Origin of the sequence: Paenibacillus solani, from assembly GCF_001277345.1 — a bacterium.
Classification (GTDB): domain Bacteria; phylum Bacillota; class Bacilli; order Paenibacillales; family Paenibacillaceae; genus Paenibacillus_AQ; species Paenibacillus_AQ solani.
The window spans coordinates 1,066,340-1,086,896 of sequence record NZ_LIUT01000001.1 but is presented as its reverse complement, the minus strand read 5'-3'; the positions used below and the strand labels follow the sequence as shown (position 1 = coordinate 1,086,896).

The window sequence follows — 20,557 nt, the reverse complement described above, 5'->3', positions numbered from 1 at the left end:
CCATTTCTTCATTTGACGCATTTTTTTATCTGACGAACTGTCCGTCAAGTGAGCAAACCTACTTATGGGACAGCCCCACTGTGTCCATCCCTGCAAGACAAACTTATAAAAATATCCGAGTAGACATTACTGCAAGATGCTGGGGTTAGCCAATTAGCAAGGCGAACCCACGCACACCTTTCGACGCCCAATAGATTTTGAGTCAGTCCCTTTCAACCTCATGGCCTAAGTTGCAATCGTCCCCTTATACACAACCTCCGCCGGCCCTGTCATGTACACGTGATTGTCGGTTTCGTCCCACTCGATAATCAAATCTCCGCCTGCCAGGGAAATCGTTGCACAGCGCTCGGTCAAACCATTCAGCACGGAGGATACCAATGTGGCACAGGCTCCGGTACCGCAGGCCAGTGTTGGCCCAGCTCCGCGTTCCCATACCCGCATATCCATATGAATACGCGAATTCACCTTTACAAACTCCACATTGGTCTTGCGAGGGAAGAGGGGATACGCCTCCAGCTTAGGTCCCCATGCCAGGAGATCCAAGCGATCCACGTCATCCACATAAATGACGCAATGCGGATTGCCCATGGACAATGCCGTGATGCGAAATTCCCGTCCATCCACTATAATAGGCTGATTTACAATCGAATCGAGTTCCATCGTCGTAGGCACGCTCAAGCCGTCTAATACAGGCTCCCCCATATCTACCCGCACCTTGCATACATGTCCATCCTGTACCATCAAGTGCAGTTTCTGTACTCCGGCGCCTATCGTTTCTATCGTAATCTCCTCTCGGCCTATATAACCGTTGTCATATACATATTTCGCGATGCAGCGGATGGCGTTGCCGCACTGTTCGGCTTCAGAGCCATCCGAATTGATAATCCGCATCATGAAATCAGCCTTAGCGGAAGGCAAAATATAAACAAGTCCGTCCGCTCCGATACCGAAATATCGGTTGCACAATTTTACAGCAAGCGCGGATGCGTCCGCAGGTATTTCCGGCTCCCCGTATATGACAATAAAGTCGTTGCCAAGGCCATGTACTTTTGTGAATTCCATAGTAAAACCCATCTCCTCTGCAGTTGCTTCGCTTGTGCTTAGCATATCGGAGAGTCGATGGGCCATCCATTCATTTCAGGCTGAAATATTTGCACTATTCGTTATCATTGTGCGACGGTTCCGGTGTCTATTCCTTCTGCCACCCCATACGCTTCCGATTCCCATTAAGAACGTAGGAATGCCTGCAGCAACAAGGACCAACGCCCACTCTTTCAAGCTTAATGGCATAGTTTTGAAGATTGGCTGGAACAACTCAATGTACATGACACCAAGCATTAATACGACCGAGGATAACACAGCCAGGACCAACGCTTTGTTCTGCAGCGGATTGCGGTGGAAAATCGATCGTGAGCTGCGGCAGTCAAACACATGAATCAACTGGGCCATGACAAGCGTCGCAAAGGCAACAGATTGTGCTTTAGTCAGCTGACCCGGATCATTCGGTGCGATGCGCAGCGTAATCCAGAATGCCCCAAGTGTACATAGGCCGATCAGAATACCGCGGCTGATGATTTTCCAGCCAAGCCGTCTGGCAAAAATATTCTCTCTGGCTCCGCGGGGTTTATGCTCCATCAGATCTTTTTCCGGCTGGTCCACTCCAAGCGCCATAGCCGGTAGCCCGTCCGTGACGAGATTTACCCACAGAATCTGGATTGGAACGAGCGGCAGCGGCAGACCCATCATCATCGCAAAAAACATCGTAAGAATTTCACCGACATTGGAAGCAAGTAAGTAACGGATAAATTTGCGGATATTCTCATAGATGCTCCGTCCCTCCTCGATCGCGGAAACGATGGTGGAAAAATTATCATCGCTGAGCACCAGCGACGAGGCTTCTTTGGTCACATCCGTCCCCGTGATGCCCATGGCAATCCCGATATCGGATGCCTTGATTGCTGGCGCATCGTTCACGCCGTCTCCGGTCATGGCAACCACATGCCCTTTTCGCTGAAGCGATTTGACTATCCGGAGTTTATGCTCAGGCGATACACGGGCATAGACATAGGTCTGATCGACCCGAGCATCCAGTTCCTTGTCATCCATCCCGGACAATTCCTGACCCGATAACGACAGACCATTCCTTGGCAGGATCCCAAGCTGGGTGGCAATCGCTTCTGCGGTTGTCCGGTGGTCGCCCGTGATCATAACAGTCTTGATTCCCGCGCGTCGGCATGTTGCAATCGCATCGCGCACTTCGCGTCGCGGCGGATCGATCATTCCGGCCAATCCGACAAAAATAAGCTGGCTCTCGGCTTCTCGTTCCGTATCTGGCTTGTCATAGGGACGCAGATCCCGATAAGCCAAACCAAGTACGCGCAGCGCTTCGGAGGCCATGCCTTCATTGGCGGCAAGCACTTTCTGGCGAAGCGTAGCGGTAAGCGGAACAACGTTTCCGTCCCACATGATGTAGGTACAGGCATCCAGCAGGACATCAGGCGCACCTTTCGTGCAGAGCAAGCGGCCTCCCTGATGGCTGACAATTACAGACATCAGCTTCCGCTCCGAATCAAACGGAAACTCTCTGTCTCTTTGATAGATCGTATTCAAACTGCTCCGGTTAAGTCCCATTTTAGAGGATAATGTCAGTAACGCGCCCTCTGTCGGATCTCCCTTCAACTCCCAAGCAGCAGTCAGCGGTTCTTCCTTGGCCTTACGCTTGTTTCGCTTCTCTTCTTGTACGATCTCATAGATCTCGGCATTATTGCACAGCCCGCTGATTTGGAGTAATCTGCGCAGCCCCTGATCGGAGCGCAGCTCGACAGGTTTACCATGATAGAGAATTTGTCCAGTTGGATCATACCCCTGGCCAGTAACCTCCAGAGAACGCCCTCCTAACCAGACCTTTGTTACCGTCATTTTGTTCTGGGTGAGGGTGCCGGTTTTATCAGAACAGATGACCGAGGCACACCCGAGCGTCTCCACAGATGGCAGTTTGCGTACGATCGCCTTCCGTTTAATCATACGCTGCACGCCAAGCGCGAGGGCAATCGTAACGATGGCCGGAAGCCCTTCGGGAATTGCTGCAACCGCGAGACTGACACCCGCCAGAAACATACCGGTAGCAGGCTGTCCATGCAGAATGCCTGCAATGACCACCAATATCGTAAGTCCCAGTGAAACGGCGATCAGAATTTTACCAAGCTGTTCCAAGCGATGCTGCAGCGGGGTCTCCTGGGACTCCGTATTCTGGATCAAATCGGCAATCTTGCCCATCTCCGTATCCATTCCGGTGCGGATGATAACTCCCTTCGCCGTGCCGCGAGTCACCATGGTGCCCATAAACCCGATGTTCTTCCTGTCTCCCAGCGGAACATCCGCATCGAGGATAGGCTCGGCATGTTTGTTAACCGGCAGAGATTCACCGGTCAAAGCCGACTCTTCAACACTGCAGCTGTTCACCTCAAACCAGCGAACGTCTGCCGGGATTCGGTCTCCACTCTCAACGAGCACGACATCGCCAGGTACGAGTTCCCTGGCCGCAACCTGTAGCACTTTACCGTCCCGGATGACCCTGGACATCGGCGCGGACAGCTGCTTCAAAGCACGAAGCGACCGTTCCGCCTTGAATTCCTGAACGAAACCAAGGATCCCGTTGATCAGAATGATGGCCACGATGGTGACAGCATCCAGATATTCACCCAGCAATCCAGACACCAAGGTAGCCCCAAGAAGCACTAACACCATGAAGTCCTTAAATTGATTCAAGAACAGTACAAGTGGAGAAATCTTAACGCCCTCGGAGAGCTCATTATAGCCACTTTTTTTCCGCCTCTCCCCGGCTTCCTCTTCCGTGAGGCCCTGCTGCGGATGCGTATGCAGTTCATGCTGCAGTTCATCCGTATTCATCTGATGCCATTGCTTTTGTTCCATGCTCCCTTTCCCTCCCGGTTGTTTTGCAAGTTCCGGCGGATGACAGCTTTTCCACCCTTTCTACGTAAATGTATTCGGACATGTCCTGAATTATCACAGAAGGGGCCTTAAGTTTTTAAGAGAAATATGGCATCATAGAGAAGTACGATTTAGGAAGGGTTACAGACAGATAGGAGAATGAAGGATGGCATTAGACGGCATTGTCACACGTGCAATCGTGCATGAGCTTCAATCATGCCGCGGCGCCCGGATCAATAAAATATATCAACCGAACGACAGAGACATCGTATTTCATCTACGTACCCAGCAAGGAAATGCCAAGCTGCTGTTATCGGCCAATCCCACGTATCCCAGGGTACATCTAACTCAGGAAACGTTTCTGAATCCCGCCGAAGCCCCTATGTTTTGCATGATTCTGCGCAAGCATTGCGAAAGCGGCATTATCGAGGACATACAGCAAGTCGGTATGGAGCGCATTATTCATATTACGATTCGTCAGCGGGATGAACTCGGGGATATTTCCTCTAAAAAAGTTATTGTGGAACTCATGGGCAGGCACAGCAATATCATTCTGCTCGATCCCGCAAACGGAACGATTCTGGACGGCATCCACCATGTGACACCCGCCATTAGCAGCTACCGTGTCATCATGCCGGGGTTCTCTTACACCAATCCCCCGGAACAGCACAAGCGGAGCACGCTCGAAACCGGACAGGAAGACTTCCGGGAAGCTTGCCTGATGAATGAAGAGCAGGCTGTATCTTGGCTGGTAGGCACGTTTAGCGGTCTAAGCCCGCTAGCTGCCCAGGAGATCGCTTACCGTGCAGGCGGAAGTAGAATCGAGGAGCTTGAAGAGGAAAAGGACTGCGGCAGCCTGTGGAATGCGTTCGAAGAAATAACGGAGCTCGTCCGCAATCATCAATACACGCCCGTCTCAGGCATCAATGCCAAGGGAAAGTCGGTGTTCTCCGTCATTCCATTAACCCTGTTGAAGGATGAAGTAAGGACCTACGATTCCGTCAGCCAATGCTTGGAAGATTATTATGGGGATAAAGCACAGCGGGATACCGTCAAGCAGAAGGTCAGCGACCTTCTTCGATTCCTCCAGAATGAACGGACCAAGAACCTCAAGAAGCTGGACAATCTGAATAAGGATTTGGAAGAAGCCGGCGATGCTGATCGGTATCGGATCTTTGGCGAGCTGCTCTTCGCCTCGCTGCATCAGATTCAGAAGGGTGACCGGGAAGCCAAGCTGATCAATTTTTACGATGAAGACCAGGCAAGCGTCACCATTCCCCTGGACCCGCTCCTGACACCATCGGATAATGCGCAGCGATATTTTAAAAAATATAACAAGTACAAGAACAGCCTCGCGGTGATCGATGAGCAGTTGATCAAAACCCATGAAGAGATCAGCTACATCGAGAATCTTCTGCAGCAGCTGTCACATGCCTCCTTGAATGATATCGATGAAATCAGGGATGAACTGATTCAACAGGGGTATTTAAGAGACCGCAGCCGCAAAACGAAGAAAAAGAAGAAAAACGACAAACCGACACTTCACGTCTATACTTCTTCGGAAGGCATCGAGCTCTACGTGGGTAAAAATAATCTTCAAAACGAATACGTGACCAACCGTCTCGCTTCCTCAAACGATACATGGCTGCACACCAAGGATATTCCAGGCTCCCATGTGGTCATCCGCAGCAGTGAATACGGAGACGCAACGCTGCAAGAAGCGGCACAGCTGGCCGCTTATTACAGCCAGGCCAAAGAGTCCAGCAGCGTGCCTGTTGACTACACGCTCATTCGCCATGTACGCAAGCCGAATGGAGCCAAGCCTGGATTTGTCATCTATGACAACCAGAAGACGCTGTTCGTTACGCCAGATGAGCAAATGATCAAGGCTATGCCGAATACGGTGAAAAATAACCGCAATTAGGATAAAAAAAGACATCGATCTATCTTGATCATTCAATAACAAAAACGGGTACCCTGAAAGGTCGCATGACCAGTCGGAGTACCCGTTTTTTTCACATTGCATATGTCTATCTATCTTATGGTCTCACGCGCCTGTTGAAGCTGGTTAAGCACCTCAACAGGTACTTGGCGGCTGCCGATCTCCCCATGAAATACCTGACCCTGCCTCTGGCCGTGATAATCCGATCCGGCAGTTACGATAAGGCCGTACTCCTCGGCCATCGCCGAATAGCGTTCCTCTTCCGGCTTCCCATGGTCCGAGTGGAAGACTTCAATTCCTTTGAAAGCCCCTTCTTCAATGATGGTCCTGACCAGCTTGTCATTGCCATAGAGTCCCGGGTGCGCAAGCACAGCGACGCCGCCTGCTTCCCGTATCCATTCACAGGCTTTCGTGGGATGAATCCGCGGCTGCGGGACATAAGCAGCTGCGCCCTGCGCGAGATACCGGTCGAAGGCATCCCTTAGATCAAGGGCATGTCCTTTAAGGACGAGCACATCAGCAATATGCGGACGCCCGATGCTCTCGTCTGGTCCCAGTGGGCGCCCCAACCCCTCGATAACTTCTTCCATCGTAACCTCGATACCCAGCTCGCGAAGTTTTTGCAGAATCTTCGTATTACGCTGCTCCCTCGTCCGACGCAGCTCAGCCAGACGCTCCAGAAACACGGAATCATGATAGTCCACATAATAACCGAGGACATGAATATCCGTCCCACCTGTCATCGTGCTGATTTCTACGCCCGGAACCACCGTGATATTCAGCCGTTTTCCTGCTTGCAGTGCTTCTTCAACACCGGCTACCGTATCATGATCCGTGATGGCCAGCGCTGCTAATCCCCGTTCGGCAGCCATCTGCACATTTTCCGAGGGTGTATTCATACCGTCCGAAGCCTGGGTGTGGGAATGGAGGTCACAGCCCGTCCGATTCACGAATGTATTCATCTTCTACAGCTCCTTTTTTCGTTGAGTCTCATATTCTCTAGCGTGAGTGCTCCTTTAAATAGTCCAGAAACTTCATCGCCGCCATCGGTAATAAACTTGATCTCAGCTGTATGGAGTAATAATTTCGTTTAAAAGACGCATCTGCAATATCGATCATTTTCACTAACCCAAGCGCAATTTCGTGTTTAACTGTTGAGGTCGAAAGCATCGTAATGCCAAGTCCCTCTTCCACCGCAGATTTCACTGCGCCAGTGCTTCCAAGCTCCATCACTGTCTGGATGGTTTCAGGGTCGTATCCCCGTTCCAAGAGTACATCCTCCATCACCTTCCGGGTTCCCGATCCCTTCTCACGAAGTACGAACGGATACTTCAGCATATCCTCCAGATAAACGGCTCCCTCCCTCGCTGCCAATGGATGGCCTATCGGGACGATCAGCTTTAACTCATCCTCCATTACTGCATTCAGTACCATATCAGGATGCTCAACAGGCGCTTCAATCAGTCCAAAGTTCATTTGATGGTTTGCGATTTCTTCGAGAATCTGCGTTGTATTCATAACTTTTAGCATAATGGATATGTCGGGGTACTCCCGGCCGAACGGTCCGAGCAATCGTGGGAGCACATACTCCCCGATGGTCAGACTTGCCCCCAGCTGCAATCTTCCAAGCAGGTTACGTGAGAAAGACGCCATCGCTGCATCCGTCTCCTGCGATAATTCCAGGCTCCTACGGGCGTAAGGAAGCAGCGTCTTACCGGCCTCGGACAATTCCATCCGTTTCGTGGAACGAATAAGCAGCTTTGTTCCATAGTGTTCCTCAAGCGCCTGAACCTGCATAGTCACGGCCGGCTGACTCATATGAAGCGCCTGAGCGGCAGCAGAGAAACTCCCCCGCTCGGCTACCGTAAAAAAAATATGGAGCTGATGAAAATTCATATTGCCGGTTCCCCCTCCCGCTGCTGCTCTTGATTTATCATTGTAAACAATGATGGCAGAGCATGCAAAAAAAGACATCCGCGCTGACGCTCGCATGCCACATCACAATTCTATATTCTATTTACGCTTGCGGCTGTTCTTGATCAGTGTCATGCGACGTGAATGACGAAGCCATGAGTAATAAGACTTCAGGTCACGAAGTTCAATGGTTTCCGACATGCGTCCCAAAAAAGTCACGATAATCATCCGATGAAGCGGATTACCGATCAGGTCACGTTCGTGCTCCAGCTCCGAAAACTCCGCAACAACTACCAGGTCGTCATCAATCAGATAGACATCCTGTTCATTCCGATAATAAGGCACGATGCGATCCTGCTTCAAGCATTCCCACATCCAGGTCCCAATCACTTCATGGGAAGTGTCACTGTCTTCAACCCGGTCTGTGTAACGACTCTTAGCATGATTGGTTATGACGATATCGGCTACCTTCTTATCATTTAAAGTTATATAAAACGGTTCATAGGTGCTCCACCGCTCAGTCCCTTTATCGCGCATGGAATATCACTCTCCACCAAATGGGTCTTTATATCTATGTATATATACCCAACATATTACATCATTCCACTCCTATTCACAAGATTGAAACAACGTATCTTGTGAACAATTACCGAAAAATTAGAAATATTTCTAATTGCATACCGTGTGGATGGACTTACTTATACTATATTATCAAACAAGTATTCAATTTATGCCAATCCAAACTATAAAGTCATTTTACATTTTACTCTTTATTCAAAGTTCACCATATATTTCTGACCAGTCCGATTACTATACTAAACTATAACCGTAAAAAAAGCAGCCCCGAGAGGCTGCTTTACGATCTTTCATTTGCTGCTACTGTAGCGCCTATCACGCCATCAAACAGCTCAGCATGCTAGGGACCGTAGAACTTTGCTTTATCCGGCCCTTTGCTGTCATACTCCGTCTTAATCTCATTCCGGTAGGAGCGTTCAATCTTCCGAACGTAAGACAATCTCCGGATATTCTTCATTGTCTCTTCGGAACGGTCAGCATTAACATACATCACAACGTAATGCATACGACGTGAAATATAATGCACACTTCCATACTTCTCCAGGTTTCTTGCTGCCTTCACATCGCTGACCCATATTATATAACCGGTCCGTTCAGCTAACATCCTTGGCTCCTCACCTCACTTTCATCTCGAATCTCAAGAGTCTTCCCTTTAGCCGCACTGGCAGGAACCGCCGCTGCCGCAACCCTTAGTTGGTAGAGGGTCATTGCCCGGAACCTTAATGCTCTCCGATACCGAAAAGGCAATCCGCTCCGACATCGTGTGCAGCAGGTCGTCCAGATTCTTCTCGGCCTGCTTGAAGCGAGCCACAGGTTCTATGGCTTCCAGCTCCGCTTCCACCTTGGCTACTTCCTCCATGGCCGAATGGTAATTCGGGTGAAAGTGACCGAACCGCTGAGTCTCTTCGAACAGTTCTTTCTTCGAGTCCAGCTTCTTAATTAAAGACTGGATCAGGAGGTCACGTTCAACCGCCTGCTTCCAATATAAATAATCCGCCACTTCGACGGAAGCATTAATCATGTCGCCTAATTCATAGGCGTAGGTGAGCACCTCGGCCATATCGACCGTGTTTAATTCCGATACGCTCATGAACTCATCCCACTTTTCTATTGGTTTTGTCCACATCTTATTTTCGTGGACTCTTTCATCATAGCATAATGCTCGTGCCATAAGAAGAGGATTTTCACAAGCTTTTACGGAATTACAAGTCGCATTTCCTGCCATTCTCCTTCGCCCAAGGTCACTATGACCTCCGTCTGTTCTGACTTTGGATCGTATAATGCTCCCGAAACTTTCCACGGCTGACGCTCAAGCTGCAAGGGTATAAATTCCATGCGGCTGTCTCCGATTGCCAGCTCTAGCTTGGCTGAACACTCAAATGCCTGCTCCATCATTTGCTTCGCTGTTGAACGGTGATAAACTCGCCATTCTCTTGTCCACATCACCGGGATATGATTCAGAGCAGGAGGAGACAAGAATAGATCAGGAAGTGCGTCATTCACTGCAAACGCAAGCTCGCTGCGCGCTGGGCGGATCAAACCGGATGACAGGGAGGTCATTGAACATGGAATAGCGTAACGATGATTCTCTTTCTGATTGTTGCCAGTCCGGCAGATTTCCAGCTCTTCTCCCGATGCTCCATGACGGCTCATGTCCGATCGTTTAATCTCCTTCCCCCACTGAACCAATGCAGTGAGCACGTTCTCCGGTACTCCTGCAGCTGCATGTTCCTTTAAAAATGCCGCGATCTTCTCAGGGCCCATTCCTGTCTCCGCAGCCTGGGTCACGGATTCCCTTGTCAGCCGGTAAATCGTCATTCGATCATCCGAGACACGCTCCGTGCACCTTGCTGCCGTAAACTTAACCGTATTTGGCACATCAGGCGGAATCAAAATTTCAAAATCCGCCTGGACAAACAGTTTCCCCGCTCTGACATCATCCACGCTGCCATCGCTGTACAACGAGCATGGGGGTCTACGCCACCGGAACATTAAATCACCCTCATCTTCGACACCCAGGTCGGTATACCCGCAGCCTGTCAAAAATTGAAGCCATGGTATAGCAGCTGCTGAAGTGAATTTTTGATGATTAAGCTCCTCTCTTGAGCCCTCACCCACGACATTCGGCAGTTTTTGTTCCACAACATGCCACTGTCCTCCTGTGAGTGATGAATGGCATATCCGGAATACATAATGCTGATACTCGGCCGAAACAGGAACATAGCGTTCCATCATATAGCGTAAAATGATTCGGTCCATTGCCTCGTGCGGCAGCTGGAGCCATTCCCTCAGCACGTCCAAATTCAGCTTCAACTCCCCTTGCTCGGGGCTGACAAGCTCCAGTGCGAGGAGAAGATCCAGTACGATTGCAATATGGGAAGGGTAGACATCAGCGTGAATGTATTGAAGGCCAAGCCCATCCACATCGGATGGGCTTAAGTTTACTATTCGTTCCAGCTTCTGAATGATTTTCTTATGCAGAACCCCTTTTGCTGTTATAGCCATACGATTTTTGGTCATATACACGGCAATATTGAAGATATCAACCGTTATGCCGCTCCTGCCCTCTTGCTGAAGCTTTACATGTCCTTGATGTTTGTAATGGGCCTTCAGGTGTCCAAAGCCCTCCTGCAATATTTGAAGCTTATTAAAAGGAATATAATACAGCCTGTCCCCCCATCCCTGTTTCACCGCTTGCAGCCATCCTTGTTGAAGCAGGGAAACGAAAGCAAGCTGCACTTCCATGCCGCTCAGGCGCTGCACGTACAATGAGCGCAGCTTGCCGTCATCAAAGCATTGCCCGGCATATCGGCTCCAGATGTGCTGAAGAACCGAGCGCTCCTTTGGAAGGAGAGCCATGAGGCTTTGAGTCTGCGTTGTGTCCCGGGGGTTCTGCATCACCGCGCAGCCTCCCTCTCTTCTTCCAGGACAAAGCCGGGTATAGTTGACTTTGACAGAAGATCGAATGATTCCTGGAGCTTTGCTTGTATCACTCGATATTCATATCCCTGCTCAATCAGAAACAACTGCCGCCGATTTGCAAAGCTTTCCTCGCGGCTGTCTTCCGATACCAATGCATAGAAAAATGCACGGTTCGCTCCTTGCTTGGGCCGCAGCAATCGACCAAGACGCTGTGCCTCCTCCTGCCGTGATCCATAACTGCCCGAAACTTCGATGGCAACCGAAGCATCAGGCAAATCCACCGCAAAGTTCGCTACTTTCGATACGACGAGCACGCGTACCTCCCCTTCCCGAAATGCCCTGTACCATTCATTACGGCGATCCTGACTCATTTGGCCTGTGATGAGTGGGGCCTGCAGCTCCTTGGCCATGAGATGAAGCTGATCCAGGTACTGGCCAATGATCAGTGTCTGTGCATCCTTGTGGAGATCTACAAGCTGCCGTACGATTTGCAGCTTGGACGGATTCTCGGCAGCAAGGCGATACTGCTCTCTTTTGCCAGCCGACATGGAGGCTTCTCTTGTCTCCTCCTGCATCGGCACCTTAATCTCTGTGCAGGCCACCGTTGCGATCCAGCCTTGTTCCTCCAGCCTTTTCCAGGGCATATCGTATCGCTTGGGTCCGATCAAGGAGAAAACATCATGCTCTCTGCCATCCTCACGGACCAAAGTCGCCGTCAGTCCCAATCTGCGCGTTGCTTGGATGTCGGCCGTCGCACGGAATACGGGAGCCGGGAGAAGATGAACTTCGTCATAAATGATCAAGCCCCAAGGGCGTTCGTTAAACAGCTTCATATGCTCCTGCTCTTTGCCCTTTCCAGGACGGTGGGTAAGAATTTGATATGTGGCAACCGTCACAGGACGTACCTCTTTTCGCTGACCGGAGTATTCACCGACTTCTTCCAGGGACAGCGTCGTTTTCTGTAACAACTCCTCGATCCACTGCCTTACAGAGGTCGTATTGGATGTAAGAATTAAGGTCTCGCATTGAAGATCACGCATAGCAGCTATACCAATCATCGTTTTGCCGGCTCCACAAGGAAGAACAAGAACACCATTCCCCCCCATACCGCCGGCATCCTGGAAACAATCTGCCGCTTTTTGCTGATAATCACGAAGCTTGATACCTTGATCGCTTGGATGCTTGTCTGTATAAAGCTCGGATTCATTCGATGGCACGCCGTTAGGTTTTTCACTATTCTCTGTTACCGAGGTTTCTCCCCGCCAAAGGATGTTCAAATATTGCCCATCGAGATATCCGGCATGATCCAGCACCGGGTAGCCGAGGCGGGTCAGCTCCTGCTTGATCACACCACGGCGGTCTGCTGGCACCTCCGCTTCCATTTCCGCAACCATGCGAACCCCCATAGAGGAAAGTGTGGGGGCTATCTCCTGCATTAAAGCGGCGTGCTTTAACCGAAGCAGCAGTAGACGTTCCTGCGTCGGATGGGGAAGCAGAGACAACTGCCCGTAACGTTCTACGAGCTGGAGAATTTCTCCCAGCAGAGCCTCCGGCACATCCCAGCGCGACAAAGACTGGAGACTTGAACAAATCTCTGCGGCGCTCATCCCACTGGCAGCAGCATTCCATAGAGACAATGGTGTCAATCGATATGTATGAAAAGACGAAGGGCTTTTAATCAAATCAGCATACTGTGCCAGTTGTTCTCGTGCTGTTTCAAAATCCGCATGGGCGGTCTCAAGAAGTATGGTTCGATCCCGCTGGACGATGCAGGGTTTATTGTTCATCTTTTATCCTCCTCATAGGCTGTCGTTCGCTATTTTCATAGCCCGGGTTAAAAAAAGAAGTTCTTATCCATCGTAATGGATAAGAACTTCCCCTATGATCTATAGGATTTCCAAAATGCGGGAGTTCATGCGCTGACATCTCGATTGCCGTTATTCTTCATTCTGACAGCTCGCCACCATCTCAATTAGGAGCTTCGCTCCGTAACGCATCGCCTCTTCATCAAAATCGAACATCGGGTGATGGTGCGGGTAGATCGCAGCTTTGTCCGGATTGCCGGCTCCAACAAACATGAAGCAGCCTGGAATCTCTTTCAGGTAGTAGGCGAAGTCCTCGGCCGGCATCAGTTTCGGCGATACCTTCACCTGATCCGCTGCGACAACCTTGGGAGCTGTGCGGAAAAACCGTTCCGTTTCAGCTTCGTCGTTCACCACAGGGGGATAACCAACCAGGTAACGGACCGTTGACTTCGTGCCATAGGTATCGGATATGGTCCGGGTCATATGCTCGATTCGCTCCCGGATCAGCGTCCGCGTAGGTTCGTCGAATGTGCGCACCGTGCCCGTGATCCGGCAAGAGGAAGCGATCACGTTCTGCGCATTCCCAGCTTGCATCGTTCCTACCGTGACCACTGCAGGCTGAAGCGGATCCACGCTCCGGCTGACAATCGTCTGAAGCTGCATCACGAGCGCAGCCCCCGCTACCAGAGCATCGGCCGTCACATGCGGCATACCGCCATGGCCTCCGCGCCCGGTAATGTCGATGAAGAACTCATCTGCTGCCGCCATCAACGGGCCCGGAGCACTCGCAACCATTCCTACTGGTAACGGTGTCCACAGATGCAGACCATATACAACATCGGCTCCATCAAGCGCTCCATCCTTGATCATCGCTACCGCTCCGCCTGGGCATACTTCCTCCGCAGGCTGGAACATAAAGCGAATCTCACCCTGAACTTCTTCTGGATACGTACTGTAGTATGCCGCGGCTCCAAGCAGAATGGAGGTATGTCCGTCATGTCCACAAGCGTGCATAACCCCTTGGTTTTGTGATTTATACTCGCAGCTCTTGCCGTCCTCTATCGGCAGCGCATCCATGTCAGAGCGCAGCACAACCGTTTTGCCGGGTTTGTCTCCTTTAAGAATCCCTATCACGCCGTACCCGCCGACATTGGTCTTGACCTCCAGGCCAAGCTCTTGAAGACGGGTTGCAATAAATGCTGAAGTCTCCTTCTCCTGGAACGAAAGTTCCGGGTTCATATGTAAATAACGCCGCCACTTTACCATCTGCGGATACCATTGTTCCCAAAATGCTTGCTTCATCAAGTTCCATCATCCTCCCCCGCTGTTTGCGGCTCAATCCAACGCTAGAAAGCCGTGGAGTTTGCTTAACAGCAGACCATGTCCAACCATGGCATCCATGCGGCCGCCTTCCTTGATCTTGCGATACACATCCCGAAGCGGGACCCACACAGCTGTTACCCCTTCATCATCTTCATCTTGGAGATTCGACTCCTGACTCCCGGACACCTTCAAATCGTCGGTAAAATAATAATAAACATTCCGGTTAGCGAGCGATGCCATCGGGTACGCGCAGCCCATATAGGACATGTCCTTGCACAGCACCCCAGCTTCCTCCTCCAGCTCCCGCCTTACGGCAAGGGCAGGCTCTTCACCGGGTTTCACCGTTCCGCCTGGAAGCTCCCACGTGACCTCATTTACCGCTTCCCGATGCTGAAATACCAGAAGCAGGCACCCTTGGTGAACGGCTACAACCGCTGCGGATTCCGGTATCTGATCGATCACAACAATTTCCTGGTTCTCGTTTTCTTCCACAGCATAATAGTCCGTACGGTAAACGATGCGATTCATCAGCCATGTCCACCCTTCCATCTTTGAATTCATATCCTATGAATATATAACCAACTGGATGGAAAGCGTACATTTTACAGCGTTTTCAGTTTCATTTATTTTAACAGAAAAGAGAATTGCCTGTCGTTATCAAATTCTCAGCCGTAATAATGAGCATGAATGAAGCGTGACGGGCGGTACAGGCTTGCAGAAGTTCTTGAAACATACTATCATATTAAAGAACTTTGCATGGACTATTAAGGGGGTTGCGACCACATGATTTTCGAAAATACAGGCTTGGACGGATTACACAGCGATTTAGCTTATCTTGATGAATGTGCCGAGAAGGTAGGCTTCATTCGTTGGCAGTGGGAATACCATCGCGCTACATATGACTTAAAAATCGAAGATAATAAAAATCAGGCAGAATATTTCCTGCGCATTAACACGCGTGCGGTTGAAGGCAAGCTGGAAAAGCCGGACACCATTCTCAAAATCGAAGCGGTATACCTGGGTAAAGCTACGTTTCCGCACGGACTTGAGTATGAATCCGTAGCTCCTCAACCCGTTATGAACGTAGCCACCAAGAAACTTCAAGAGCTTAAAGCTCTTCTGGAAGCGTAAGGTTGAACACGATGAATACGACCAAACCTCAGCCGAAGAGAGGAACGCCTGATTTTCAACTGCTGATTCTCACCTTGCTCTTGGTGGGATTCGGACTGGTTATGGTGTTCAGTTCCAGCTCCAGCTTGGCCGTTTTCAAATTTAATGATCCTTTGTACTTTACAAAGCGGCAAGTCGCTTTTTCGATTCTCGGCATTTTTGTCATGTTCGTTGCTATGAACATCAACTATAAGAAGTACAAGAAGCTATTTATACCGGTCTTTTTTCTCACGCTGCTTTTACTGATTCTTGTGGTTATTATCGGTTCTGCAACCAATGGCGCCACAAGCTGGTTCAACTTAGGCAAGCTTGGCATACAGCCGACCGAACTGGCCAAAATTGCGACCATTGTTTATCTCGCAGCGCTGATTACCAAGAAAGGGGAACGAATCCGCCAATGGAAGGGTGGTTTCTTCCCCGTCCTTATTATTGTGGGGATCGTAGCCGGGCTTATCATGCTGCAGCCAGACTTCGGCTCCTGCTTCATCCTCGTGGCGACCAGCGGTCTGTTGATCTACGCAGGCGGAGCGAGCCTTAAGCATATCCTCGGCTGTATCTCGCTGGTTGCTTTAGGCTTGGTGCTTACCCTTGGTGTTGGCTCGCTCTTCAGCTCCGGCGGCGGCGATCAGGAGCAGGCTTCCAAGGACTACAAAATGGGCCGCATCGAAGCTTTCATGGACCCTTTCCATGATGAGTCGGACACCGGCTACAATCTGGTTCAATCGCTCATCGCCATTGGGCAGGGCGGTGTCACCGGGGCTGGATACGGGGAGAGTGTACAGAAGCTGCACTATCTGCCAAACCCATATAACGACTTTATCTTTTCCGTTATCGGTGAGGAATTCGGTTTTATCGGAACCGCGATATTCCTTCTGCTCTATTTATACTTTATTCTGCGTGGGATCATCGTGTCGCTTCGCTGCTCGGATCCGTTCGGAACTCTGACCGGCGTCGGCATTATGGGACTGATCGCCATCCAGGCCTTCATCAATATCGGCGGGGTTACCAATACCATCCCGATAACTGGCGTTACCCTCCCGTTCATCAGTTATGGCGGCTCCTCGCTCCTGGTCATGATGTTGAGTATGGGGATCGTGCTTAGCATATCGAGGGACAGCAACCGTCCGATGAAAGAGGAACAGGTTAAATCTGTAATTAAAAAAGACTACCGGGCTACCGTGTAGTCTTTTTTTCTTATTATCTTTTTTCATTGTAAGCCAGGAGGTGTGCCCGGGGCATCCTATTTGGCTCGAAGCTGAACATCGTCGATTTCATCGTCTTTAAACGCTACGCCTTCGACCTTCACGTTGACCTCAACCACACGAAGCCCTGTCATGCTCTCTACCGCTTCGCGGACATTCTGTTGAAGCATGCGGCACACTTCATGTATAGGTGTCTCATAGAGCACGATAATTCGCAGATCCACCGCTGCTTCCAGCTGCCCTACTTCTACTGTTACACCCTTCTGTACATTCTTGCCGCTCAGTCGCTTAGCCCATCCTTCAGACAATCCGCCGGACATTGCTGCAATACCAGGGGTTTCCAAGGCAGCCAATCCGGCAATCTTCGAGACGACATCATCCGATATTCGAATTAAACCGTTATCCAGTTGAAGTTGTTCCGTCATGCCATATCCTCCTTCACCTCATTATCCGTTATTGTAAATGGTAACTGACCCAAAAAGCAAATGCTCCTTTTATAAATGCCGATAATTTTCCGAAAAAATTGGGTATATTGTAAAAAGTGATACGAGAATCGTCGTTTGGACTCGTATGAACTTATCAGTACATAAACCATAAGGCAGGTGCAGGTAATGAAAAAATGGCTAAATCCCTCACTTCTCATCTTTACCTTTTTGCTTAGCGCTCTCGGGCACTTTGCTAACTGGAACTTCACGCTTCAGTTCATTCTGTCCGCCATCTCGGTTATTTTCGTAGCCGGATTTCTCGGCAGGGCTACGGAAAGTGTTGCCCATTATGCCGGCCAACGGCTCGGGGGATTCCTGAATGCCACCTTCGGTAACGCTGCCGAATTGATCATCGCCATCCTTCTGATCAAGGAAGGTCTGTATGATATGGTAAAGGCAAGTATTACCGGCTCGATCATCGGCAACCTGCTGCTCGTGCTCGGTCTCAGCCTGTTCGCCGGTGGACTCAAGTTTAAGATTCAAAAATTCAACATGACGCTGGCGGGTCTGAACGGATCGCTAATGACGCTGGCCATTATCGCCTTGTTCATCCCGGCTGTCTTTCTGAACACCCATTCCATTACGGAAGGGGAGACCAAGACTCTCAGTCTCATTGTGGCAGGAATTCTGATTGTAGCTTACATTGCATGGCTCGGGTTCTCCATGATCACTCACAAGGAATATTTGGCGGATGTCAGCGATGAACGGGATCAGGATGCACTACCGCATGAGCATGGCCCGAATTGGTCCAAGAAACGGTCCATTATATACCTTGTTGTCGCTACGGTGATGGTAGCATTGGTCAGTGAATGGCTTGTTGGGGTGCTAGAGCCTATAAGCCATGAATATGGCCTTAGCGAGCTCTTCATCGGTGCCATCCTTGTGGCTATCATTGGGAACGCGGCAGAACACAGTGCCGCCATTATGCTCGCGATGAAGAACAAAATCGGTGCTGCCGTTGAAATCGCTGTAGGCAGCAGCTTGCAGATCGCCTTGTTTGTCGCTCCTGTGCTTGTGTTCATCAGCTTTTTCCTCGGGGATACGATGGATCTCGTATTTACTACGATCGAGCTGGTTGCGATCGGGGTGTCCGTATTCATTGCCAGATCCATTACACAAGACGGCGCTTCTAACTGGTATGAGGGGCTCCTGCTGCTCGCTGTATACATCATACTAGGCGTCTCCTTCTTCCTTGTATAATCTCTATAGGAAGTGAAAGGTACGGAGATCACCAACTCCAGTTGCAAGCAAGAAAAAAACGCATGACGCTTAAAAAGCGACATGCGTTTTCTCTATGTATGCGCCTGTACAAGTACAGGCTATTTGGATTGATTCATGGCTTCGTACAGGACCGCCAGATTGCGTTCAAGCTTGCTGATTAGCTGCTTTCCCGTACTTTCCGGAAGGAGCCCGGCACGCACCGCGAAATCAACCTCTTTAGAGAACCCGTACATTTGGGTGTCCAGCACTTCCTCATAGAGAGGGCAGTAACGGGTCGCCAGATTCTCCATCTGCACTTCAATAAGCTTCAAGATTTTATCTGCATCTTCATGAAGAAGACTGATCGCTTTTAAATTCAGCTGTTCCTGTAAATCAGATGAAGTCATGATCTTCCCCCCTATGTCAAAAATCACAGCATAAGTTACTACCTTTAATATTAGTCGAAATTGTTTCTCAATACAAGGACCTGGACAAAATAGACTCCCACTCTACGAAAAAACACCCTTCCATTCCATGGAGGGTGTTTTTGGCAACAATTATTCAGCCACGACGGTTACATTCAAGCCGTGCTTGGTGAATACGTCGATCATCGCTTTTTTGGCTTCATCCGCATCGGGTCCATGAACATGCAATTCATAGCTTTGGTTGCTGACAAGCGTAGTGAACAGACCCAAGATGCTTTTAACATCAATGTACTTGTTCTCGGCTTGCAAAACGATAGAGGATGAGAACTGGCTAGCGGTTTGCGAAATTTCTACGATAGCTTGATTGTTATTCGACATACGAATCCCTCCGTAACTTTAGGAACTAGTAATACATATCACTGCACCTTCATGATACATTGAATCCGTTTTCTTATGCAACATCTTTTCCAATCTATTTAAGATTTTCCGGATTTAAAGCTTCCAGCTCGGGTACAACAAAAATACCATCCTTGCGGATCAGACGATCATCAAAGTAGATTTCACCACCACCGTATTCGGGGCGCTGAATCAGAACCAGATCCCAATGGATGGAAGAACGGTTGCCGTTGTCTGTTACATCATATGCTTGACCTGGAGTAAAATGCAGGCTGCCGGCAATTTTCTCGTCAAACAGGATATCTTTCATCGGGGTCAGAATATAAGGGTTGAAGCCAATCGCGAACTCACCGATGTATCTCGCACCTTCATCCGAATCCAAAATCTCGTTCAGCCGGTTGGTGTCGCTGCCAGTGGCCTCGACAATTTTGCCGTTTTCAAAGCGGAATTTAATATTTTCAAAAGTTACGCCATTATAGAGAGTCGGCGTATTATATGCAATGGTCCCGTTAACCGAGTCGCGAACAGGCGCTGTATACACTTCGCCATCGGGAATATTCTTCTGGCCGGAGCATTTCTCGGCACCGATGTTTTTGATCGAGAAGCGAAGATCCGTGCCTGGTCCAACGATGCGAACCTTGTCGGTGTTTCTCATCAGCTCGGCCAGAGGGTCTTGAGCGCGGTCCATTTTGGAGTAATCCAGATTGCAAACATCGAAGTAGAAGTCTTCAAATGCCTCCGTACTTGTGTTGGCAAGCTGCGCCATGCTCGCGTTCGGATAGCGGAGAACGACCCATTTCGTACGTTTAACACGCTCTTCACTATGTACAGGATGCGAGTATAGCGCATTGAACATCTTCATGTTTTCCTCAGGCACATCAGCCATATCGTTGACGTTCTCGCCGGCACGGATCCCAATGTAGCAATCCATTTGCTTCATGCGCTCAAGATCAAGCTCAGCCCATAATTCAAGCTGATCCTTGTTTGCATTCATGAGCATGGCTCGTTGAACTGTGCGATCCGTTAATTGTACGAACGGACGGCCGCCCCCTTTTGCGACTTCTTCTATGATCGCATTCAGCAGATCACGCTCGGAGCCAATCATTTCAATCAGGACGTTTTCGCCTGGCTGCATATCCACTGAATAGTTTACGAGATTTTGAGCCAGCTTTTGAATTCTGGGGTCACGCATATATCTGTATCCTCCTTATGATGACTGTTCTCTTACTGAAATGAATTGAACAGC

Annotated in this window: 19 protein-coding genes; 4 read left to right on the top strand and 15 right to left on the bottom strand. The window is 49.7% G+C overall.

What is annotated here, in order from left to right:
- Positions 1 to 225: 225 nt before the first annotated feature.
- A complete protein-coding gene (gene dapF, locus AM231_RS04780; protein WP_054401522.1) occupies positions 226 to 1,062 on the bottom strand; it encodes a diaminopimelate epimerase in 837 nt (278 codons plus the stop codon).
- 75 nt (positions 1,063 to 1,137) lie between these two features.
- Positions 1,138 to 3,933, bottom strand: coding sequence for a calcium-translocating P-type ATPase, SERCA-type (locus AM231_RS04775; RefSeq protein ID WP_054401521.1), 2,796 nt, complete (start codon positions 3,931 to 3,933; stop codon positions 1,138 to 1,140).
- A 184-nt stretch (positions 3,934 to 4,117) separates the two neighbouring features.
- On the opposite strand from AM231_RS04775, the gene AM231_RS04770 reads away from it, so the two are divergent.
- Positions 4,118 to 5,875: an Rqc2 family fibronectin-binding protein gene (locus tag AM231_RS04770; RefSeq protein ID WP_054401520.1), complete on the top strand. Its 1,758-nt coding sequence runs from the start codon at positions 4,118 to 4,120 to the stop codon at positions 5,873 to 5,875.
- A gap of 110 nt (positions 5,876 to 5,985) precedes the next feature.
- On the opposite strand, the gene AM231_RS04765 is transcribed toward AM231_RS04770, so the two are convergent.
- The 9 genes from AM231_RS04765 to AM231_RS04725 all read right to left on the bottom strand — a co-directional run bounded on the left by AM231_RS04765 (position 5,986) and on the right by AM231_RS04725 (position 14,961).
- Entirely contained in the window at positions 5,986 to 6,855 is an 870-nt protein-coding gene (locus tag AM231_RS04765; RefSeq protein WP_054401519.1) for a PHP domain-containing protein, read from the bottom strand.
- A 37-nt stretch (positions 6,856 to 6,892) separates the two neighbouring features.
- Positions 6,893 to 7,789: a selenium metabolism-associated LysR family transcriptional regulator gene (locus AM231_RS04760; RefSeq protein ID WP_054401518.1), complete on the bottom strand. Its 897-nt coding sequence runs from the start codon at positions 7,787 to 7,789 to the stop codon at positions 6,893 to 6,895.
- Positions 7,790 to 7,906: 117 nt separating this feature from the next.
- Positions 7,907 to 8,344 (bottom strand): hypothetical protein, encoded by a 438-nt coding sequence (locus AM231_RS04755; protein ID WP_053488977.1) that lies wholly within the window; start codon positions 8,342 to 8,344, stop codon positions 7,907 to 7,909.
- 379 nt (positions 8,345 to 8,723) lie between these two features.
- Positions 8,724 to 8,987, bottom strand: a complete 264-nt coding sequence (locus tag AM231_RS04750; protein ID WP_053488978.1) for a YlbG family protein — start codon at positions 8,985 to 8,987, stop codon at positions 8,724 to 8,726.
- Positions 8,988 to 9,035: 48 nt separating this feature from the next.
- Positions 9,036 to 9,473 (bottom strand): YlbF/YmcA family competence regulator, encoded by a 438-nt coding sequence (locus AM231_RS04745; protein ID WP_054401517.1) that lies wholly within the window; start codon positions 9,471 to 9,473, stop codon positions 9,036 to 9,038.
- Positions 9,474 to 9,577: 104 nt separating this feature from the next.
- On the bottom strand, positions 9,578 to 11,281 hold the full coding sequence (locus AM231_RS04740; RefSeq protein ID WP_054401516.1) for a helicase-associated domain-containing protein: 1,704 nt from the start codon (positions 11,279 to 11,281) through the stop codon (positions 9,578 to 9,580).
- Positions 11,281 to 13,092 (bottom strand): DNA repair helicase XPB, encoded by a 1,812-nt coding sequence (locus tag AM231_RS04735; protein WP_054401515.1) that lies wholly within the window; start codon positions 13,090 to 13,092, stop codon positions 11,281 to 11,283. Before AM231_RS04735 ends, AM231_RS04740 begins: the two co-directional genes overlap by 1 nt.
- Before the next feature lie 150 nt (positions 13,093 to 13,242).
- Positions 13,243 to 14,412, bottom strand: a complete 1,170-nt coding sequence (locus tag AM231_RS04730; protein WP_106406047.1) for a M20 family metallopeptidase — start codon at positions 14,410 to 14,412, stop codon at positions 13,243 to 13,245.
- A 33-nt stretch (positions 14,413 to 14,445) separates the two neighbouring features.
- A complete protein-coding gene (locus AM231_RS04725; protein WP_054403533.1) occupies positions 14,446 to 14,961 on the bottom strand; it encodes an NUDIX hydrolase in 516 nt (171 codons plus the stop codon).
- A gap of 255 nt (positions 14,962 to 15,216) precedes the next feature.
- On the opposite strand from AM231_RS04725, the gene AM231_RS04720 reads away from it, so the two are divergent.
- Positions 15,217 to 15,564 carry a YugN family protein gene (locus tag AM231_RS04720; RefSeq protein ID WP_053488982.1) on the top strand — a complete coding sequence of 116 codons (348 nt, stop codon included), beginning with the start codon at positions 15,217 to 15,219 and terminating at the stop codon, positions 15,562 to 15,564.
- An 11-nt stretch (positions 15,565 to 15,575) separates the two neighbouring features.
- Entirely contained in the window at positions 15,576 to 16,787 is a 1,212-nt protein-coding gene (gene ftsW / locus AM231_RS04715) for a putative lipid II flippase FtsW (RefSeq protein WP_054403532.1), read from the top strand.
- Between the two features lie 56 nt (positions 16,788 to 16,843).
- On the opposite strand, the gene AM231_RS04710 is transcribed toward ftsW, so the two are convergent.
- Entirely contained in the window at positions 16,844 to 17,230 is a 387-nt protein-coding gene (locus AM231_RS04710) for an Asp23/Gls24 family envelope stress response protein (protein ID WP_053488983.1), read from the bottom strand.
- Positions 17,231 to 17,416: 186 nt separating this feature from the next.
- Between AM231_RS04710 and cax the strand changes: the two genes are divergently transcribed.
- Positions 17,417 to 18,490 (top strand): calcium/proton exchanger, encoded by a 1,074-nt coding sequence (cax, locus tag AM231_RS04705; RefSeq protein WP_054401513.1) that lies wholly within the window; start codon positions 17,417 to 17,419, stop codon positions 18,488 to 18,490.
- 119 nt (positions 18,491 to 18,609) lie between these two features.
- Here the strand turns inward: cax and AM231_RS04700 are convergent, their stop codons facing one another.
- The 3 genes from AM231_RS04700 to AM231_RS04690 all read right to left on the bottom strand — a co-directional run bounded on the left by AM231_RS04700 (position 18,610) and on the right by AM231_RS04690 (position 20,503).
- A complete protein-coding gene (locus AM231_RS04700; RefSeq protein WP_009589686.1) occupies positions 18,610 to 18,897 on the bottom strand; it encodes an Fpa/YlaN family protein in 288 nt (95 codons plus the stop codon).
- Between the two features lie 150 nt (positions 18,898 to 19,047).
- Positions 19,048 to 19,293 carry an HPr family phosphocarrier protein gene (locus AM231_RS04695; RefSeq protein ID WP_053488985.1) on the bottom strand — a complete coding sequence of 82 codons (246 nt, stop codon included), beginning with the start codon at positions 19,291 to 19,293 and terminating at the stop codon, positions 19,048 to 19,050.
- A 94-nt stretch (positions 19,294 to 19,387) separates the two neighbouring features.
- Positions 19,388 to 20,503, bottom strand: coding sequence for an aminopeptidase (locus tag AM231_RS04690; protein WP_054401512.1), 1,116 nt, complete (start codon positions 20,501 to 20,503; stop codon positions 19,388 to 19,390).
- Positions 20,504 to 20,557: the final 54 nt, after the last annotated feature.

Excerpts from the sequence above, each read along its gene's own strand:
- cax (WP_054401513.1), top strand. The coding sequence starts at position 17,417 with ATGAAAAAATGGCTAAATCCCTCACTTCTCATCTTTACCTTTTTGCTT.
- AM231_RS04690 (WP_054401512.1), bottom strand. The coding sequence starts at position 20,503 with ATGCGTGACCCCAGAATTCAAAAGCTGGCTCAAAATCTCGTAAACTAT.
- AM231_RS04700 (WP_009589686.1), bottom strand. The coding sequence starts at position 18,897 with ATGACTTCATCTGATTTACAGGAACAGCTGAATTTAAAAGCGATCAGT.
- AM231_RS04740 (WP_054401516.1), bottom strand. The coding sequence starts at position 11,281 with ATGCAGAACCCCCGGGACACAACGCAGACTCAAAGCCTCATGGCTCTC.
- AM231_RS04725 (WP_054403533.1), bottom strand. The coding sequence starts at position 14,961 with ATGAATCGCATCGTTTACCGTACGGACTATTATGCTGTGGAAGAAAAC.
- AM231_RS04770 (WP_054401520.1), top strand. The coding sequence starts at position 4,118 with ATGGCATTAGACGGCATTGTCACACGTGCAATCGTGCATGAGCTTCAA.
- AM231_RS04710 (WP_053488983.1), bottom strand. The coding sequence starts at position 17,230 with ATGACGGAACAACTTCAACTGGATAACGGTTTAATTCGAATATCGGAT.
- AM231_RS04720 (WP_053488982.1), top strand. The coding sequence starts at position 15,217 with ATGATTTTCGAAAATACAGGCTTGGACGGATTACACAGCGATTTAGCT.
- AM231_RS04745 (WP_054401517.1), bottom strand. The coding sequence starts at position 9,473 with ATGAGCGTATCGGAATTAAACACGGTCGATATGGCCGAGGTGCTCACC.
- AM231_RS04760 (WP_054401518.1), bottom strand. The coding sequence starts at position 7,789 with ATGAATTTTCATCAGCTCCATATTTTTTTTACGGTAGCCGAGCGGGGG.
- AM231_RS04750 (WP_053488978.1), bottom strand. The coding sequence starts at position 8,987 with ATGTTAGCTGAACGGACCGGTTATATAATATGGGTCAGCGATGTGAAG.
- dapF (WP_054401522.1), bottom strand. The coding sequence starts at position 1,062 with ATGGAATTCACAAAAGTACATGGCCTTGGCAACGACTTTATTGTCATA.
- ftsW (WP_054403532.1), top strand. The coding sequence starts at position 15,576 with ATGAATACGACCAAACCTCAGCCGAAGAGAGGAACGCCTGATTTTCAA.
- AM231_RS04735 (WP_054401515.1), bottom strand. The coding sequence starts at position 13,092 with ATGAACAATAAACCCTGCATCGTCCAGCGGGATCGAACCATACTTCTT.
- AM231_RS04695 (WP_053488985.1), bottom strand. The coding sequence starts at position 19,293 with ATGTCGAATAACAATCAAGCTATCGTAGAAATTTCGCAAACCGCTAGC.
- AM231_RS04765 (WP_054401519.1), bottom strand. The coding sequence starts at position 6,855 with ATGAATACATTCGTGAATCGGACGGGCTGTGACCTCCATTCCCACACC.
- AM231_RS04775 (WP_054401521.1), bottom strand. The coding sequence starts at position 3,933 with ATGGAACAAAAGCAATGGCATCAGATGAATACGGATGAACTGCAGCAT.
- AM231_RS04755 (WP_053488977.1), bottom strand. The coding sequence starts at position 8,344 with ATGCGCGATAAAGGGACTGAGCGGTGGAGCACCTATGAACCGTTTTAT.
- AM231_RS04730 (WP_106406047.1), bottom strand. The coding sequence starts at position 14,412 with ATGAAGCAAGCATTTTGGGAACAATGGTATCCGCAGATGGTAAAGTGG.